At 51.3% G+C, this 17105-nt stretch carries 16 protein-coding genes and 1 tRNA gene; 13 read left to right on the forward strand and 4 right to left on the reverse strand.

All coding sequences use genetic code 11. From position 1 onward, the window contains the following. Window positions 1-53: 53 nt before the first annotated feature. Window positions 54-617: a YqhA family protein gene (locus tag AT746_RS06590; protein WP_082633175.1), complete on the forward strand. Its 564-nt coding sequence runs from the start codon at window positions 54-56 to the stop codon at window positions 615-617. Here the strand turns inward: AT746_RS06590 and AT746_RS06595 are convergent, their stop codons facing one another. After that, window positions 618-1079, reverse strand: coding sequence for a glutaredoxin family protein (locus tag AT746_RS06595; RefSeq protein WP_231731031.1), 462 nt, complete (start codon window positions 1077-1079; stop codon window positions 618-620). A gap of 41 nt (window positions 1080-1120) precedes the next feature. Here AT746_RS06595 and AT746_RS06600 point away from each other — a divergent pair, with 41 nt between their 5' ends. Beyond that, complete coding sequence (locus AT746_RS06600) at window positions 1121-2266, forward strand: cupin domain-containing protein (RefSeq protein ID WP_062478085.1); 1146 nt, start codon at window positions 1121-1123, stop codon at window positions 2264-2266. On the opposite strand, the gene AT746_RS06605 is transcribed toward AT746_RS06600, so the two are convergent. Continuing rightward, complete coding sequence (locus AT746_RS06605; RefSeq protein WP_062478089.1) at window positions 2263-2448, reverse strand: hypothetical protein; 186 nt, start codon at window positions 2446-2448, stop codon at window positions 2263-2265. The two genes, AT746_RS06600 and AT746_RS06605, sit on opposite strands and share 4 nt — an antisense overlap. Window positions 2449-2549: 101 nt before the next feature. Here AT746_RS06605 and pip point away from each other — a divergent pair, with 101 nt between their 5' ends. From pip to AT746_RS06650, 9 genes are all read left to right on the forward strand, one after another. Beyond that, on the forward strand, window positions 2550-3449 hold the full coding sequence (pip, locus tag AT746_RS06610; protein ID WP_062478092.1) for a prolyl aminopeptidase: 900 nt from the start codon (window positions 2550-2552) through the stop codon (window positions 3447-3449). A 206-nt stretch (window positions 3450-3655) separates the two neighbouring features. Beyond that, window positions 3656-3732, forward strand: a tRNA-Met gene (locus AT746_RS06615). 275 nt (window positions 3733-4007) lie between these two features. Continuing rightward, the gene (rimP, locus tag AT746_RS06620; protein WP_062484037.1) at window positions 4008-4466 is read left to right on the forward strand and encodes a ribosome maturation factor RimP; all 459 of its coding nucleotides are present in this window, start codon (window positions 4008-4010) and stop codon (window positions 4464-4466) included. A gap of 58 nt (window positions 4467-4524) precedes the next feature. Beyond that, the gene (nusA, locus tag AT746_RS06625; protein ID WP_062478095.1) at window positions 4525-6018 is read left to right on the forward strand and encodes a transcription termination factor NusA; all 1494 of its coding nucleotides are present in this window, start codon (window positions 4525-4527) and stop codon (window positions 6016-6018) included. 24 nt (window positions 6019-6042) lie between these two features. Then, on the forward strand, window positions 6043-8664 hold the full coding sequence (gene infB / locus AT746_RS06630; protein WP_062478099.1) for a translation initiation factor IF-2: 2622 nt from the start codon (window positions 6043-6045) through the stop codon (window positions 8662-8664). Window positions 8665-8765: 101 nt separating this feature from the next. After that, the gene (gene rbfA, locus AT746_RS06635; protein WP_062478104.1) at window positions 8766-9179 is read left to right on the forward strand and encodes a 30S ribosome-binding factor RbfA; all 414 of its coding nucleotides are present in this window, start codon (window positions 8766-8768) and stop codon (window positions 9177-9179) included. Between the two features lie 3 nt (window positions 9180-9182). After that, a complete protein-coding gene (truB, locus tag AT746_RS06640) occupies window positions 9183-10115 on the forward strand; it encodes a tRNA pseudouridine(55) synthase TruB (protein WP_062478107.1) in 933 nt (310 codons plus the stop codon). Between the two features lie 221 nt (window positions 10116-10336). Further along, complete coding sequence (gene rpsO, locus AT746_RS06645; protein ID WP_062478113.1) at window positions 10337-10606, forward strand: 30S ribosomal protein S15; 270 nt, start codon at window positions 10337-10339, stop codon at window positions 10604-10606. A gap of 477 nt (window positions 10607-11083) precedes the next feature. Then, window positions 11084-12514 (forward strand): YfcC family protein, encoded by a 1431-nt coding sequence (locus AT746_RS06650; protein WP_062484039.1) that lies wholly within the window; start codon window positions 11084-11086, stop codon window positions 12512-12514. On the opposite strand, the gene AT746_RS06655 is transcribed toward AT746_RS06650, so the two are convergent. Next, the gene (locus AT746_RS06655; protein WP_062478116.1) at window positions 12498-15038 is read right to left on the reverse strand and encodes an EAL domain-containing protein; all 2541 of its coding nucleotides are present in this window, start codon (window positions 15036-15038) and stop codon (window positions 12498-12500) included. The genes AT746_RS06650 and AT746_RS06655 overlap by 17 nt on opposite strands. A gap of 198 nt (window positions 15039-15236) precedes the next feature. Between AT746_RS06655 and AT746_RS06660 the strand changes: the two genes are divergently transcribed. Then, window positions 15237-15443 carry a ParD-like family protein gene (locus AT746_RS06660; RefSeq protein WP_062478119.1) on the forward strand — a complete coding sequence of 69 codons (207 nt, stop codon included), beginning with the start codon at window positions 15237-15239 and terminating at the stop codon, window positions 15441-15443. Continuing rightward, on the forward strand, window positions 15436-16233 hold the full coding sequence (gene map / locus AT746_RS06665; protein WP_062478122.1) for a type I methionyl aminopeptidase: 798 nt from the start codon (window positions 15436-15438) through the stop codon (window positions 16231-16233). Before AT746_RS06660 ends, map begins: the two co-directional genes overlap by 8 nt. On the opposite strand, the gene AT746_RS06670 is transcribed toward map, so the two are convergent. Then, window positions 16220-17065: a substrate-binding periplasmic protein gene (locus AT746_RS06670; RefSeq protein ID WP_062478125.1), complete on the reverse strand. Its 846-nt coding sequence runs from the start codon at window positions 17063-17065 to the stop codon at window positions 16220-16222. The genes map and AT746_RS06670 overlap by 14 nt on opposite strands. Window positions 17066-17105: the final 40 nt, after the last annotated feature.

Genomic DNA, 17105 nt, shown 5'->3' on the forward strand with positions numbered 1-17105 from the left:
TATTCTGAGTTCGTTATGCTTCGCAGCATGTTATGGTTTGAAAAAGTCCTCTTATGTCTGATCCTGCTGAATCACCAAAAACACCACAATCCGGTAAATGGGAACAGGGCCTTGAAGGTCTTCTGTGGAATTCCCGTTATCTGGTGATGCTGGCGGTATTGCCCAGTATACTCGGCGCCATGGTGCTGTTTGTAATAGGTACAATGGATATAGTCAGAGTGCTGTGGCAGACAGTGCAGTATTACACCGTAGGTGGTGTCACGGATATTCACGATACTGTAGTGACGGATATTATTATCGCTATTGATATCTACCTGATTGCCATTGTGCTGATGATCTTTGGTCTGGGGGTATACCGCTTGTTTGTGTCGCAGATTGAGGCCTCAGAAAGTGAAGGCCCGTCGCACCCCTTTAATGTGAAATCCTTCGATCAGCTCAAAGATAAGATTGTCAGAGTGGTGATACTTGCGGTGATCATCGAGTTCTTCAGAGCCGTTGTTGATATCCATTTCAGTACGCCTCTGGATGCTATCTATCTGGCCCTGTCGGCCCTGGCACTGGCTGCGTCCCTGTACCTGATGAGCCTGGCCTATAAAGCCAGTAACGGTAAGGAGTGATTAAGCGACTGAACCGGGTTCAAAGCGCTGTTGCAACCAGGCTTTTATCTGCTCTGACTCATACAGCCATAGTGCCTGGCCGTTTTCCTGATCGATTTTCAGACAGGGCACTTTGATTTTGCCGCCTTGTTGTTGCAGTTCTTTTCTATAAATCGGATTCTTCAGTGCATCGCGCTTTTCTACCGGCAATCCCAGCCGCGCCATTTCCTTGCGCACTTTAATGCAGAAGGGGCAGGCCCGGTATTGATACAGGGCCAGTTTGGTTGCAGCCTGCTCTGCCGCTCGTTGCTCTTCTTCTGAGCGGGCAATCGCTTTAGGTGTGGTCAGTTTTTCACTGAGTAACATAAAAGGCGTGAGGATCAATCTGACAGCGCGGAAAAAATAACGGACAATAATACGCATAGGGCCTGTTGGGTAACTGATAACAAAGGCCGCGATATTAGCATTTTTTCCGTCAGGCATAAAAGCACGCCACCGACAGAGCACAGAATAAAAGAGGCAATATGTATAAGCTGAATCTGACCGATGCCGGGCAATTTTTACAGCAGCACTGGCAAAAGCAGCCGCTGTTAATTAAAGGCGGTTTTACCGAATTTCAGGATCCACTGGATGAACATGATCTCGCTGGTCTGGCTCAGCAGGAGGAGATCGATGCGCGTATCGTCGCCAGACAAAAACAGCAATGGCAGGTTCACCAGGGCCCCTTTTCCGACCAGGACTTTGAACGTTGTTGCACAGGTGACTGGAGCTTACTGGTTCAGAGCGTGGATCGTTATCTGGACGAGGGAACAGCGCTGTTAAATGCCTTTGATTTTATCCCGGGCTGGCGAAGAGACGATCTGATGGTGAGTTTTTCTGTGCCCGGTGGTGGTGTCGGCCCCCATGTGGATCAGTATGATGTGTTTATTATTCAGGGCAAGGGCAAACGTCGCTGGCAGGTGGGCCGGGCTGAGGCCGGTGAAACTCTGCATCCACATCCGCTGCTGAGTCAGGTGGAAGCCTTTGAACCGATAATCGATGCGGTGCTGGAATGCGGTGATGTACTCTATATTCCGCCGGGATTTGCTCACTGCGGTGAGACACTTGAAGATTGTCTGAATTATTCGGTGGGTTTTCGTGCACCGGATCAAAAGACGCTGCTATCGTCCTTTGCCGATTTTGTACTCGATGCACAGGGTTTCGGACAACGCTATCAGGATCCAGACCTTAGCCTGCGTCCCTTTAGCGCTGAAGTCAGCCGTAATGAAATCCAGGCTCTTAAAGCGCTGATGCAACAAACCTTGCAGGATGAGAGTTTTGAGCACTGGCTTGGCAGCTTTTTAAGTGAAGCGGATGACCAGGCATCACCACAGCGCTGTGTTACTCAGCAGCAGGCGGCAGTGTATCTGCAACGCGGCCAGCCAATAATACGCTCATTGGCCTGTAAAGGCGTCTGGCTGGAAAATACCGGGCAACAATCGCTTATTACCCTGTATTTAGGGGAGTTACGCATCCCCTTCGACCCGGCATTGAAGCCCTATGTTGAGCAACTACTGAAACAGCCTTGTTGGTGCTATGACAATAACGCAGGGGAGGATTTATTCAGTCTGTTGGCCGAACTGGTAAGCCAACTGCTTAATAGCGGAATGTGGTCATTGTCACGGGACTAACGATCTTTATCATCGTCATTGTCCACCAGGGATTCCAGGGCTGAGCCGGGATCTTCCTCGCCACAAAGTGAGCCATCTTCCGGGCTGGCCACTTCGGCATCATGGTGCGATAACCTGCCATGGCCTTTGTCATCTTTCTCTGTTTGCGGTTTTTTGCCGACCGTGCCGGGATTCTGTTGCATCAGATGCTCCTTATGAGAGATTGTCTCTATCAGAGTATAGGCTTCCTGACTATTTTGGCATGACTATACTAGGAATGAATCTCTATCAAAAGGAGGTCTCAATGCCATACCTTGATACCAGACAGGGCCATCAGCTTTATTATCGTCTGAGCGGCCCACAAGGCTCACTACCACCGGTGGTTTTTGTTCATGGCGGTCCAGGAGCGGCCTGTCAGCCTCAGGATGAGCAGTTATTCAGCCAATGTCAGCGTCAGGTCGTCTGGCTGGATCAGCGCGGTTGCGGCAAAAGCCGCTCTGAACAGCCGCTGGAAAATAACACCAGTGACCATTTGATTGAGGATATGGAACGTTTGCGCCTTGAGCTGGGTATTGAGAAATGGGTACTGGTGGGCGGCAGTTGGGGCAGTGCTCTGAGCCTGGCCTATGGGATTAAGCATCCGCAACGGGTAGCTCAGATGATCCTCTGGGGTATTTTTACCTGCTCGCAGGCGGAGCTCAACTGGTTCTACATTGACGGTGCCCGGCACCTGTTCCCTGAAGAATATCAGCGATTTATCCAGCCTGTGGCAGAGCATGAAAACCCCATTGACGCCTATCATCGTCTCGTCTCGCAGGGGCCAGCGGCACAAAGAGAACAGGCTGCCTCGCGCTGGGCCAGGTGGGAAGCGGTAAATTCTTTTATTAATCCAAGTGAACAGACGCTGGATAAATTCAGCGATCCAAAGGTCAGTCTGCCAATGGTGCTGTTAGAGACCTGGTACTTTATGCAGGGTGGTTTTTTTGCCTATGACAATTACATCATGGAGAACCTGCATAAGCTGGGTGATCTGCGGGTCGATATTGTGCAGGGCCAGTACGATACCATTTGCCCCATGACCTTTGCCTGGCAGGTGGCCAGCAGCCTGGCTAATTCTCAGTTACATATTTCACCTATGGCGGCCCATGACGCATCTGAAGGCCAAAACCGAGAACGGCTGCAACAACTTATTGCCGCGCTGTGATTAAAACATGCCCTGCAGGTTCCGGAAAACGGCTAAGGAAATATGAATCTGATGGTTTAACCTCCGCTTTGCCGGATAATTAAGCAAACGATGAAGCAATTGACTAATATTTTACTATATGGCTTGCGCGGCGTTAGGGCCTATGTATAATACGCACCATCTTGAGGCGGCGGCAAAAACCTAAGCCACAAAGAAACGATTTCTAACGCGGGATGGAGCAGTCTGGTAGCTCGTTGGGCTCATAACCCAAAGGTCGTCGGTTCAAATCCGGCTCCCGCAACCACTTTTGATAAGTTGGCCTTAATGGCCATTTGTCGTAAGATATAAGTGGACAAGGGTCCAGACACTAAAAGCCCCGCTAGAACGGGGCTTTTTTGTAAGTTTCGTCTACGAAACCTGATATCTTTTGCTGGTGTTCTGGTTGAAAAACGCTCTGGTAGCAGACCGGATTGTTGAGTAAGCTAAGTAACTATAGAAAAGATACTTACATTTTTAAGGAGAGTGATCTCCACCAAGTGTCTGGGCGTTGAGCCCTTTTTTTGTTTTTGGAGCCTGGGTTTGGCAAAGCTGGAACAAACGCTAACAGAAATGTTGACCCCTGCGGTTGAAGCGCTGGGGTTTGAATTGCTGGGTATCGAATTTATCCGTGCCGGCAAACACTCGACATTGCGTGTGTATATTGATCACCCTGATGGCATCACAGTAGACCATTGTGCCGATGTCAGCCATCAGATCAGTGCGGTGCTGGATGTGGAAGATCCCATCAGTACTGAATATAACCTGGAAGTGTCCTCTCCGGGCATGGACAGGCCACTGTTTAAAGAGGCGCATTACGCGCAGGTGGTAGGCGAGGTTGTTTCTGTGCGTCTGCGGATGCCGATGGATAACAGGCGGAATTTCAAGGGCAAGGTAACCGGTTGTGAAAACGGTACCTTGAGTCTGGAAGTGGATGGTGAAGCCTTTCAGTTGGCCATCGCCAACATTGAAAAAGGTAATCTGGTTCCGTCATTTGATTAAGAACAGGCGTCCGCTTAAGGACGACTCAGATAGGAAGGTTTAGTGAGGCAATGGGGCAATGAATAAAGAAATTCTATTAGTGGCTGAAGCCGTATCCAACGAGAAACAGGTTCCCCGGGAGAAGATTTTCGAGGCGCTGGAATACGCTATCGCCAGTGCTACCAAGAAGAAAAATCATGGTGATATCGAAGTGCGGGTCGCGATTGACCGCGAGACCGGTGATTTTGATACCTTCCGTCGCTGGAAAGTCATCCCCGATGATCAGCCACAGGAAAACCCCTATGCCGAACTGACCCTGTCTGCCGCTCAGGTTGAAGAGCCGGATATTCAGGTGGACGACTACGTGGAAGAGCAAATTGACTCTATCGTATTCGATCGCATCACCACCCAGACCGCCAAGCAGGTTATTGTACAGAAAGTCCGTGAGGCCGAACGGGCTCAGGTGATGGAAGAGTATGAAGACCGTGTGGGTGAACTGGTTACCGGAACGGTTAAGAAAGTAAACCGTGACAATATTATTGTGGATTTGGGTAATAATGCCGAAGGCGTTATCTACCGTGATGACATGTTGCCAAGAGAAACCTTCCGCGCAGGCGATCGGGTTCGTGGCCTGTTATATACCATCAAACCAGAGGCCCGCGGTGCTCAGCTGTTTATCAGCCGCACCCATCCCGACATGCTGGTAGAGCTGTTTCGCATCGAAGTGCCTGAAGTGGCCGAAGAAGTGCTGGAAATTCGTGCCGCAGCCCGTGATCCGGGCTCCCGCGCCAAGATTGCGGTGAAGACCAATGACAAGCGTCTTGATCCTGTCGGTGCCTGTGTTGGTATGCGCGGCTCTCGTGTGCAGGCAGTGTCCGGCGAGCTCGGTGGTGAACGGGTGGATATTATACTGTGGGATGAAAATCCGGCTCAGTTTGTGATTAATGCCATGGCTCCGGCCGAAGTAGCGGCCATTGTGGTGGATGAAGATAACCGCACCATGGACGTTGCCGTTGAGGCAGATAACCTGGCCCAGGCCATAGGCCGTAGTGGTCAGAATGTGCGTCTGGCCAGTCAGCTTACGGGCTGGGAGCTGAATGTGATGACCGTGGCTGATATGAACGCCAAGCACGAAGAAGAAAATTCTAAAGTGCTGCAGGGCTTTATTGATGGTCTGGATATTGACGAAGATTTTGCCGCTGTGCTGGTTGATGAAGGCTTTACCACCCTCGAAGAAGTGGCTTATGTACCGGTATCTGAATTGCTGGCCATCGAAGGGCTGGATGAAGACATGGTTGAAGAGCTGCGCGAACGTGCGCGTGCTTACCTGACCACCAAAGCTCTGGCCGATGAAGAGTCGCTGGAAAATGCCGAACCCAAGGAAGAGTTACTTAATCTGCCTGGCATGGAGCGCCATGTAGCGTTCTTACTGGCCAGCCGCGGTATTACTGATCTGGAAGGTCTGGCAGAGCAGGGCGTCGATGAAATTTGCGATTTGGAAGAACTGGGCGAAGAGAAAGCGGCGGAGCTGATCATGGCTGCCCGTAATATCGTCTGGTTTAATGAAGAATAAGGTCAACGGGAGGAACAACCACACATGGCAGATGTATCCATAGAAAAGCTTGCCGGTGATATTGGCACATCGGTTGACCGTCTGGTTAAGCAATTTGCTGATGCCGGGATCAAGAAAGGTCCTGAAGAGCAAGTCACAGAAGATGAAAAGCGAATCCTGCTTGAGCATTTAAGCAAGCAGCACGGTGGTGCTGCATCACTTGAGCCTAAGAGAATGACACTCAAGCGCCGTACTACCAGTACACTGAGCGTCAATTCATCGGGTAAGTCCAAGGCTGTGAAAGTAGAAGTGCGTAAAAAACGCACTTATGTAAAACGCAGCGAAGTGGAACTGGCGAAGCAGGCTGAAGAAGAGGCCAGACTTAAAGCGGAAGAAGAAAGAGCCCGCGAACAGGAGCGCCTGGAAGCCCAGAAAAAAGTCGATGAAGCAGCCAGGAAAGCTGCTGAAGAACAGGCCCGTAAACAGGCAGAAGCCAAAGCCAGAGCTGAGGCGGAAAAAGCTGAGCGTGAAAAGCGTGAAGCTGAAGCCCGGGCACAGGAAGAAAGCCTGACGGATGAAGAGCGGGCAGAACGGGAAAAGATTCGCCAGGAAGCGGAGCAAATTCGTCTGCAACAGGAAGAAGAAAGTCGCCGTAAGCTTGAAAAAGAAGCTAAAAAGGCGGCTGATAAGGCCCGTAAACTGGCTGAAGAGAATGAACGTCGCTGGAAAGAAGAAGATGAGCGCCGTCGTCGTCGGGAGTCAGAAGAGGTCCATTTGCATTCCAATCGTTATGCGCAGGAAGCGGAAGACGAAGAGGACATACAATTCGAGCGCGGCGGTCGTCGTCGTAAATCCAAAAAGAGAAAAAATGCTGGTGCAGATTTGATGCATGGTTTCAACAAACCTGCCCAGCCGGTGGAGCGTGTGGTTAAGTTAGGTGAAACAATTACCGTTGGCGAACTCGCCAACAAGTTGGCCCTTAAGGCTACGGAAGTGATCAAAACCATGATGAAAATGGGTGAGATGGTCACTATTAATCAGGTACTGGATCAGGACACTGCGGTGTTGGTGGTCGAGGAACTGGGGCATAAATACGAACTGGTCAATGACAATGCCCTGGAAGACGAATTACTGGAAGAAAATACCAGTGCAGAGAAAGTTGGCCGTGCGCCAGTGGTTACCATCATGGGCCACGTTGACCACGGTAAGACCTCGTTGCTGGACTATATTCGCCGCGCCAAAGTGGCTGACGGAGAAGCCGGTGGTATTACCCAGCATATCGGTGCCTACAGTGTCGAAACTGAAGGTGGCAAGATAACCTTCCTGGATACCCCCGGACACGCAGCCTTTACGGCTATGCGTGCCCGCGGTGCCACGGCAACGGATATTGTGATACTGGTTGTCGCCGCAGACGATGGTGTAATGCCGCAGACCAAAGAAGCTGTGCAGCATGCCCGGGCCGCGGGTGTACCGCTGATTGTGGCGGTCAACAAAATGGACAAAGAGTCAGCGGATCCGGATCGGGTCAAAACAGAACTGTCACAACTCGAGGTGATTTCCGAAGAGTGGGGCGGTGAGCATCAGTTTGTGCCTGTGTCGGCATTGACCGGTATGGGTGTCGATGATCTGCTCGAAGCCATCTCCCTGCAGGCTGAAGTGTTGGATCTGAAGGCGCCGGCTAAAGGTCCGGCTAAAGGTCTGGTGATTGAGTCACGACTGGATAAAGGCCGTGGCCCTGTTGCGACTGTGCTGGTTCAGCAAGGTGAATTGAAAGCCGGTGATATTCTGCTATGTGGCTTTGAATATGGCCGTGTTCGCGCCATGCGTGATGAAAATGGTCAGGAAGTTAAAGTGGCCGGGCCTTCTACACCGGTGGAAATCCTCGGTTTGTCCGGTGTACCGGCAGCCGGTGATGACGCCAGAGTGGTGACAGATGAGCGTAAGGCTCGTGAAGTGGCTGCTACCCGCCGTGCCAAGATGCGCGACCTGAAGCTGGCCAAGCAACAGAAATCGAAACTGGAGAACATGTTTGCGGATATGGAATCCGGCGATGTGACCGAACTGAATATCGTCCTCAAAGCCGATGTTCAGGGCTCCATAGAAGCCATTGCTGATTCACTGACCAAACTCTCTACCGATGAAGTGAAAGTCAATATTGTCGGCAGTGGCGTGGGTGGTATTACCGAAACGGATGCCAGCCTGGCCTCAGCATCTGGTGCTATCATCGTCGGCTTTAATGTTCGTGCCGATGCCTCAGCCCGTAAGATGGTTGAAAACGAAGAGATCGATTTGCGCTACTACAGCGTTATCTATCAGCTTATAGACGAAGTGAAAGCCGCCATGACAGGTATGCTGGCACCTGAGTTTAAGCAGGAGATTATCGGTCTGGCTGAAGTGCGCGATGTATTCCGTTCACCCAAGCTCGGTGCAATCGCCGGTTGTATGGTCACCGAAGGTATTGTTAAGCGCAGCGCACCTATCCGCGTATTGCGTGACAATGTGGTGATCTACGAAGGTGAACTGGAGTCACTGCGTCGCTTCAAAGACGATGTGCAGGAAGTCCGTAATGGGATGGAATGTGGTATCGGCGTGAAGAACTATAATGACGTTAAAGAAGGCGACCAGATTGAAGTCTTCGAGACGGTGGAAGTGAAGCGCGAATTGTAAGTTCCGGGCGCTGTCACTTAAATTACAACGGAGGCTTAATGCCTCCGTTGTTGTCTTAACCGAGCTTATCTGACACTAGCCACAAATAACTGAGTAGCATCATGGCAAGAGAATTTTCCCGTACCGACCGCGTCGGTCAGCAGATCCACAAAGAGATCGCCAGTATTTTGCAGCACGAGTTTAAGCATCGTGATCCCCGTCTGGGTATGGTTACCGTATCCGGTGTGGAAGTCTCGCGGGATCTGGCGTATGCAAAGATCTATGTCACCATCTATGCCGATGATGACGACAAGATCAAACTGCAACTGGATATCCTGGAAGACAACAAGGGCTTTGTGCGCTCCTTGCTGGCCAAACGCATGAGTATGCGTACTGTGCCGGCGCTGCGATTCCTGCAGGATAAGTCGATTACCGAAGGGGTGAGATTGTCGGCCCTGTTGACCGAAACGGTAAACAAAGATAAAGAGCGGGCCCGCAAGGCTGGCCGTGATCCGGATGCAGAAGATCAGGAATAGATTGTGGCAAAACGTCGTAAAGGCCGTGATGTACACGGCATTTTTTTGCTGGATAAAGACCTGGGAGGCTCCTCCAATCAGGCCCTGCAACAGGTAAAAAGAGTTTTCGGTGCAGCCAAGGCGGGTCACACCGGTGCACTGGACCCGCTGGCCACAGGTATGCTGCCCATTTGTCTGGGTGAGGCAACTAAGTTCAGCCAGTTTCTGCTCGATGCCGATAAGAAATACAGTGTGACGGCCAGGCTCGGTATTCGTACCACCACCTCTGATGCTGATGGCGATGTGGTGGAGCAAAAGCCGGTAGATGTCAGTGAAGCGCAGTTACATCAGGCGGTGCAGAGTTTTAAAGGTGCCGGTAAACAAGTACCCTCTATGTTTTCGGCCCTTAAGCACCAGGGCAAACCCCTTTATTATTATGCCCGCCAGGGCATAGACGTGCCCCGAGAAGCCCGCGACATTCAGATATTCAGCATTGAGGTCACCGACTTTGATGGTCAGAATGTGGATATGCTGGTGCACTGCAGTAAGGGCACCTATATTCGCTCCCTGGTGGATGATCTGGGTCAGATATTAGGTTGCGGCGCTTATGTGACCCGGCTGCATCGCAGTGCCGTAGCAGATTATCCGGCTGATAAAATGCTCAGCCTGGAAGCACTCCGGAAAACCGCAGAAGATCTGAAACGGGATGGAGACTGTGACTGGCAGCAACTGGATAAATTGTTGTTACCGATGGAAACCGCGCTGAGTAATTTGCCTGTCGTCACCATTCCCGCTGTTAAACTGGTGTATTTCAGAAATGGTAACCCGGTAGAGGCTCCCACTGGTGAGCTCCAGGGGCAAGTGAGAACTTACAGCGAGACAGAGCAGTTATTCCTCGGTGTCGGCGAAATAGAAAGCCCCGGCCGCGTCGCCCCCAAACGCCTGGTGGTCTATTAGTGATGAGTGAAGGGTGAGGAGTGAGGTTGATGGTTCAGCATTCATCGCTCGGTTATACCGTTCGCCAAATTCTACCCTTCGTGTTTCTTCGTGATGAAATCGGTCTGCTTATTCTTCCTTGATATTCCCATCCACATCGCTATAATACGCGCTCTTTTTGACCCGCTGAATTAGTGATCGGCAGGTCTGGTTTAATGCCCAAGAGCAATCAGGAGAATAGTATGTCACTAACTAAAGAAGAAACCGCAAACCTTATCGCCGAATACGGTGTAAAAGAAGGTGATACAGGATCACCGGAAGTGCAGGTTGCGCTGTTGACTCACAATATCAACAAGCTGCAAGGTCACTTTAAAGACCATAAAAAAGATCACCATTCACGTCGTGGTCTTCTGCGTATGGTCAGCCAGCGTCGTAGCATGCTGGACTACCTGAAGAACAAAGACCAGACCCGTTACCTGGATCTGATCAAGCGTTTGGGTCTGCGTCGCTAAGACCAAACCCAAACTCGAAAAAAGGCACCTGATGGTGCCTTTTTTTGTGCCTGTCAGAACTGTAATTTATTGATTACATTCGGCTAACATCTGTAAAAACGATCAATTCTGCGGCTATTTTCTCGTAATTTTAGTTGTTATAGAGTAAAGCCGAAGGGTCTCAAGGCGGTGATGCACGTATTAAAGATGAAAGCACGATTGACGGTCTTACTAACTACGCCGGGAACTATGGCTCAAGCACTGCCAGCTATCATAAAGGCGATATGCTGGCGGGTAAGTTGCGACTGTAAGTTACCTTGTTGCGTGGTTAAAACCCAATCCGGCCATGCACTTACCTGGTTGCAGTCGCGGGTGCAATAAAGCAAGATCCATTAACAGCGAAATGACCCTGGTGGAATAGCCGTATACAAGGACTACAGCTAAGGCGCCTGACAGGCGCCTTATTTATTGGCTCATGATTTAACGGAGAATATGCCCATGACTCAGGGCTTCAGAGTGCCTCATACCCTTATCCTGTTATTGGCGATGATGTTGGTGGCCTATATTGCCACCTGGATAGTGCCTCAGGGTTTTTTCGATCTTGTGACCACCGAACAGGGGCGACAAATGGTGGTGGCGGGAACCTATCAGGTCAGTGAAAGCCGCAGTTACCTCACGCCATGGGATTTTCTGACCACTATTCCCCGTGCTCTGGCCGCAGCTCAGGATGTGATTTTCTTTGTTTTCACTGTGGGCGGGGTACTCGCTATTGCCCGGGCTACGGGCACCATCGATGCGTTGATTGGCCGTTTACTGGAACGTTTCGGCGATGCACCACAAAAGCTGATATTTGTTGTGGTGTTTGCCTTTGCCCTGGCCTCCGGTGCTATCGGTACCGCCGGAGAATATATTCCTTTTGTATTGATTCTGGTGGGATTGTGCAAGGCCATGCGGCTGGATGCCATGACCGCTGTGGGCATGATTGTGGCAGGTTATGGTATCGGCTACGGTGTGTCGGCTTTTAATCCCTTCACGGTGCTGATCGCCCAGCAGATTGCAGAAATACCGGTTTACTCAGGGCTGGAACTGAGGCTGGCGATTTTTATTCCCTTTGTGCTGATTGGTTTCCATCACGTATGGTCCTATGGCAAAAAGGTGCTGGCTGACCCTGACAGCTCGATGATGGCTGGCTTGCCTTGCCCCTTGCATGGGGCAGAGCAGGGCCAGTACCCCAAACTTAATCGTCGCCATCAGCTGATACTGTTGGGCTTTGTTCTGGCGCTGGTGACCGCGGTGTGGGGAATTGCCACCAAAGGCTGGTATCTGTACGAACTGGGTGCGGTGTTTATTGCCTGGGGTATGTTTACCGCCATTGTCGGGAAACTGGGGGCTGACAGGGCGGCAAATGAGTTTATTGAAGGGGTTAAAGATCTCGCCACCACCGCCATGTTGATTGGCGTCGCCCGGGGCATCGCGCTGGTCATGGAAGACGGCCAGATCCTGCACTCGCTGGTGCATGGCTTATCACTGCCATTGTCCTATTTAGGCGCGGAACTGGCAGCGGTGGGCATGCTGATTATTCAGACCCTGCTTAATCTGTTTATTCCCTCTGGTAGTGGTCAGGCCTATGTGACCATGCCCTTAATGGTGCCGGTGGGCGATATTATTGGCGTACCCAGACAGGTGGCGGTGCTGGCCTACCAGTTTGGTGACGGGTTTTCCAATATGATCATTCCCACCAATGCCGTACTGATGGGCATTATCGGCATGGCGGGCGTGCCTTATCATTTATGGTTCCGCTTCTGCATCGTGTTGCTTGGCAAACTGATGCTGGCGGCGGCAGTGGTATTAGTGCTGGCCGTAACCTTTGGTTACGGTGATGATGTACAGCCTCAGGTCAACACTCTGGTCATTACTGACACAAACTAAGGGTTGCGCTGTCGCAGTCGGTTTTCAGCGGCAGCGCCTCAACAGGCAGGGCGGGCCAGAACAAATATCCCTGGCCAATCAGACAACCCGACTGAAGTAAAAACTGCCGTTGTACCGGGGTTTCGATGCCCTCGGCAATGACCTCCAGCCCCAGCGCCTTGGCCATGGCAATAATAGCCAGGGTGATTTGACTGTCTTCTTCATTTTCCGGCAGCTCGCTGATAAAACTGCGATCGATTTTGAGGGTATCGATAGGTAGCCGGCGCAGGTAAGACAGTGAGGAATAACCGGTACCAAAATCATCGATCGAGAGTCTGAAACCTTGCTTGCGCAGTTCGGTTAACAGCCTCATGGTGGAGTCGGCCTGTTCGGGAATTAAACAGCTTTCGGTCAGCTCCAGTTCAATTCTGCCGTTGGTAACATGGTGCTGCCCAAGCAGCAGACACAGTCGACGGCAGAATGTCGGATCGGCCAGTTGTAGCGCTGACACATTTACCGAAACAGGCAAACCCAGCAGTCCGTGGCTATTTATATCTTTACACACCTGCTCCAGCACCTGTTCACCGAGCGCGCTGATCAGGCCAAGTTTTTCTGCCAGCGGAATAAAGTCAGCCGGTGCAATCATGCCATAATCGCTGTGATGCCAGCGCACCAGAGCCTCAAAACCCCTTATCTGATTGGTTTTCAGGCATATTTTGGGCTGATAGTGCACCGCCAGTTGATGGTGATGCAGGGCGTGCCTGAGCGCCTGCTCCATTTTCAGTTCGTCGGCGGTTTGCTGGCCGGTCCTGGACTGGTAGAAGCAATACTGATTACGGCCTGCATTTTTGGCCTCGTACATGGCAAGGTCTGCATGTTTGATCAGCTGTTCTGCGCTCTTACCATCTTTGGGGTAGAGGCTGATACCGATGCTGGTAGTCAGAAAAAAGTCCTGCCCTTTAAGCCGCACTGGCTGGTCAAACTGGCTGACCAAACGCTTGGCTAAGGTCTGCAGAGACTGACAGTTGTCAATCTCCGGCACCAGAATGGTAAATTCATCGCCACCTAAGCGGGCCACCGATTCACCCTCGCGCACGGTCGCATTGAGCCGGTGCGCCACCTCTTTAAGCGCCTGATCTCCTGCCTGATGGCCGAGGGTGTCATTGATACGTTTAAATAAGTCCAGATCCAGAAACAGGACCGCCATTTTATGCTGGTGGCGATGGGCATTGGCGATGCTCAGTTGCAATCTGTCCAGAAACAGCCTCCGGTTTGCCAGCCCGGTGAGTTCATCCACATAGGCCAGTTGATGGATCTTGCGTTCCTGGTTTTTACGTTCACTGATATCGCTGAAAATGGCGGCAAACTGGGTGATCTGCTTTTTCTCATCACGAATGGCCGTTACCGATAACCACTGTGGATAGAGATCGCCATTTTTACGTTTATTCCATATTTCACCCTGCCAGTGACCGCGTTCGTGCAGGGCCTGCCACATGGTGCGGTAGAAATCTTTGCCATGCATACCGGAACTGAGCAACTTGGGGGTCTGGCCAATGGCCTCCACGGCATCGTATCCGGTCACCTGAGAAAAGCTGGGATTCACGGATTCTATGATGCCGTCAGGGCTGGTGATCATAATGGCGTCCATGGATACATCAATCACCTTCTGTGCCAGGCGCAGGTAGCCTGTCGAGGTTCGTAAGGCTGAGTCCCGGTCATGCAGAGCCTTCTTCAACTGATCAATATAGGCGTATTCGACATTGGCGAGAATATCGCTGAAGGATAACAATCCACAGAATTGTTCCTGATCATTACATACTGCCAGGTGGCGGATATTCCGCTCTTTGAGCATATCCACCGCCTGTAACAGACTACAATTTTTGTGAACCGTTAAAAGCGGCCTGTAACAACACTGGCCGAGTGACAATTCGGCGCTGTTGTTGGCGATCACAGTGATCAGATCCCGTTCAGTGATAATCCCGGGCGGGCTATCGTTGAATTCCACAATCGCGGCATCGCTTTGATGCTGGCGCAAGGCTTTGGCTGCATCGGCTAATGGCATGTCTGCAGCGAGTTTTAGCGGTAGGCGGCTGATACTGGAGCCAACATCACGCAGGCGCAGGAAGAATTCAATACGTTGCTGACGTACGATATCGGTTTGAGTCAGCATGCCCAGTGGCTGCTGATGACTATCCAGCACCAGCAAACGGCGGATACGTTTTTTCAGCATCAGGCTGGCCGCTTCGGTCAGGCTCAGGTTTTCCTGGATATGGATCACCGGCTGACTCATGACCTCGCAAACGGGCTGGGAAAAGCTTTGTGCAGACTGGAAATCCAACTTCCTGGCATCAGCCTCGGTCCAGATACCGATAACCTCCGGCCCTTGTTTGATCAGAATGCAGCTGATCTGATGTTGATGCATCAGGGTTGCGGCCTTATGCAACGGTGTGTCCGGGCTACAGGTGATCAGCTCACGGTTTGCCAGTTGGGCAACGCTGGGCTCATAACTATCGGGATCGGTCGGACAAAAGAGGGCGTCTGCCATAATAGATGCTGCTTAATGGACAAAAACAACTGGCAGCTTATCAGTCAGAAAAAAAGAGGGATTGATCCAGCGCAAAGTAGGTATCCGGCTGATGCTTTTTCAGACGCCAAGGCACAGACGCGGCTGGCTACAGAAGTTGTTGCGATCAGCGTATCGAAAATATATGATCCATATATGTTTCGTATATAAGGGGCTCAGATGGGTATCCTTAAGATCAGTGATGAATTGCACGAAGAAATTCGTAAGGCCAGCTCGGTAATGGTTCGCTCCATTAATGCTCAGGCCGAGTACTGGATAAAAATGGGCATGCTGGCTGAGGCCAACCCGGGTATGTCTTTTTCTGAAATAGTCAGTGAACAGATGCGGCAGGCCGATGTTAATATAAGGAAGATTGCCGGTGGCTGAGGTGATACTCAAAAGTGCCGGGGAGTTGCAGCTGATGCGCCGGTCAGGGCGACTTCTGGCATCGGTGTTCAGTTATCTCGATGACCAGATCAGCGTTGGTATTTCCACGATGGCGATCAACGACCTGGCAGAACGCTATATTGTTGAACAACTCGGTGCCCGCCCCGCCAGCAAGGGGCAATATGGTTACCGCTACGTACTCAACACCTCGGTTAATTATGTGGTTTGTCATGGTGTGCCGGCTGACAATCAGAAGCTGAAGTCCGGTGATATTGTTAATGTGGATATCACCCTGGAGCAGGGCGGTTTTATCGCCGATTCCAGTAAGATGTATATGCTTGGTGAGGTGACCCCCTTTGCCAGACGACTGGTGGAAACAACCTATGCGGCAATGTGGGAGGGAATACGTGTTGTTAAGCCCGGCGCCAGACTGGGCGATGTTGGCCATGCCATTCAGCAACATGCCCACAAACAGGGGTACTCGGTGGTGCGCGAGTATTGTGGCCATGGTATTGGCCGACAAATGCACGAGTCACCGGATGTGCTGCACTATGGACAGCCGGGAACTGGCCTGGTTCTGCAACAGGGCATGACCTTTACCATCGAGCCGATGATCAATCAGGGCAAGGCCAAAGTGAAAGTCAAAAAAGACGGATGGACGGTGGTCACCAGCGATAAAAAATTATCGGCGCAATGGGAGCACACCATTGCTGTTACGTCAGATGGATATGACGTGCTGACACTCAGGGATGAGGAGTGTACTGAACAAACGGCGACTAGAGAGAGCTAGTCGGGCTTTTCGGGTCGTCAGGCGCTTGCTGCGGTTCTATATCCATCAGCTCTTCGAACTCCAGTTCGAACGGATTCAGCAGCTTCTCGACGCCCCAGTATTTTAACCGCGCCTGCCATTGCAATGACTGCGCGCAGTGCTCAACAAAATCATTGATAAGTGGCAACAGATTCTGATATCCGTGGCTGACCAACAGGTGCCTTGAGTAGGCATCATGGGGTGTTCTGGCTACATAAAGTTCTTTCAGTTCGGGTTTATGCTGTTGCCAATATAAAAAGCTGGCGCGGGTCATGATAAAGGCGTCGATTTCGTTGCGGGACAGGCGCTGATAGTTGTCGATATCATGCCCGACATCAACACGCAGAAGCTCTCGATCCTCGATAATCTGTTCCAGTCCCTTATAGTAAAACCCCTTTCGGCCGCCAAGACGAAGGCCGCGAAAATCCTCAGGCCCCTGATACTGAAGAGGCTGCTGTGAGCTGCTGATGACGATATCGGCGTCCCAGAAAATCGGCTCCGAACTCTGTAGCTGGCTGTCTCTGAATGCGAACCAAAGCGGGTTGGCCCACAGAATCACATAGGGTTTGCCGGCATCAACAAGCCGGTTTAACTCAGTACGTTGCAGATGCACCAGTCTGAACTCGACCTGATCCTGCCAGTGATTAAATTTTTTAACCCATTCTTGGCTCAGGTCATTATTTTTTTCTGGCAAATAGAGAGGGGGATCGGAGTGGTAGGCATACACCGTCACTACGGGGCGCGTGTCAACGGCGCAACCATTACCCGCCAGGGCAAGTATCAGGGCGAACATCAAGGGTAAATAATGCTTCATTTTACCTCGGGTCTGCAGGTCTGGCTCAATCAGCCCTCAG

This window comes from Lacimicrobium alkaliphilum, assembly GCF_001466725.1.
In the GTDB taxonomy this organism is placed as follows: Bacteria; Pseudomonadota; Gammaproteobacteria; order Enterobacterales; family Alteromonadaceae; genus Lacimicrobium; species Lacimicrobium alkaliphilum_B.

What these genes read in the sequence shown, in the direction of transcription:
- AT746_RS06660 (WP_062478119.1), top strand. Translation starts at nt 15,237, where the DNA reads ATGGGTATCCTTAAGATCAGTGATGAATTGCACGAAGAAATTCGTAAG.
- pip (WP_062478092.1), top strand. Translation starts at nt 2,550, where the DNA reads ATGCCATACCTTGATACCAGACAGGGCCATCAGCTTTATTATCGTCTG.
- AT746_RS06650 (WP_062484039.1), top strand. Translation starts at nt 11,084, where the DNA reads ATGACTCAGGGCTTCAGAGTGCCTCATACCCTTATCCTGTTATTGGCG.
- AT746_RS06670 (WP_062478125.1), bottom strand. Translation starts at nt 17,065, where the DNA reads ATGAAGCATTATTTACCCTTGATGTTCGCCCTGATACTTGCCCTGGCG.
- AT746_RS06600 (WP_062478085.1), top strand. Translation starts at nt 1,121, where the DNA reads ATGTATAAGCTGAATCTGACCGATGCCGGGCAATTTTTACAGCAGCAC.
- AT746_RS06605 (WP_062478089.1), bottom strand. Translation starts at nt 2,448, where the DNA reads ATGCAACAGAATCCCGGCACGGTCGGCAAAAAACCGCAAACAGAGAAA.
- AT746_RS06590 (WP_082633175.1), top strand. Translation starts at nt 54, where the DNA reads ATGTCTGATCCTGCTGAATCACCAAAAACACCACAATCCGGTAAATGG.
- nusA (WP_062478095.1), top strand. Translation starts at nt 4,525, where the DNA reads ATGAATAAAGAAATTCTATTAGTGGCTGAAGCCGTATCCAACGAGAAA.
- AT746_RS06595 (WP_231731031.1), bottom strand. Translation starts at nt 1,079, where the DNA reads ATGCCTGACGGAAAAAATGCTAATATCGCGGCCTTTGTTATCAGTTAC.
- rbfA (WP_062478104.1), top strand. Translation starts at nt 8,766, where the DNA reads ATGGCAAGAGAATTTTCCCGTACCGACCGCGTCGGTCAGCAGATCCAC.
- infB (WP_062478099.1), top strand. Translation starts at nt 6,043, where the DNA reads ATGGCAGATGTATCCATAGAAAAGCTTGCCGGTGATATTGGCACATCG.
- rpsO (WP_062478113.1), top strand. Translation starts at nt 10,337, where the DNA reads ATGTCACTAACTAAAGAAGAAACCGCAAACCTTATCGCCGAATACGGT.
- AT746_RS06655 (WP_062478116.1), bottom strand. Translation starts at nt 15,038, where the DNA reads ATGGCAGACGCCCTCTTTTGTCCGACCGATCCCGATAGTTATGAGCCC.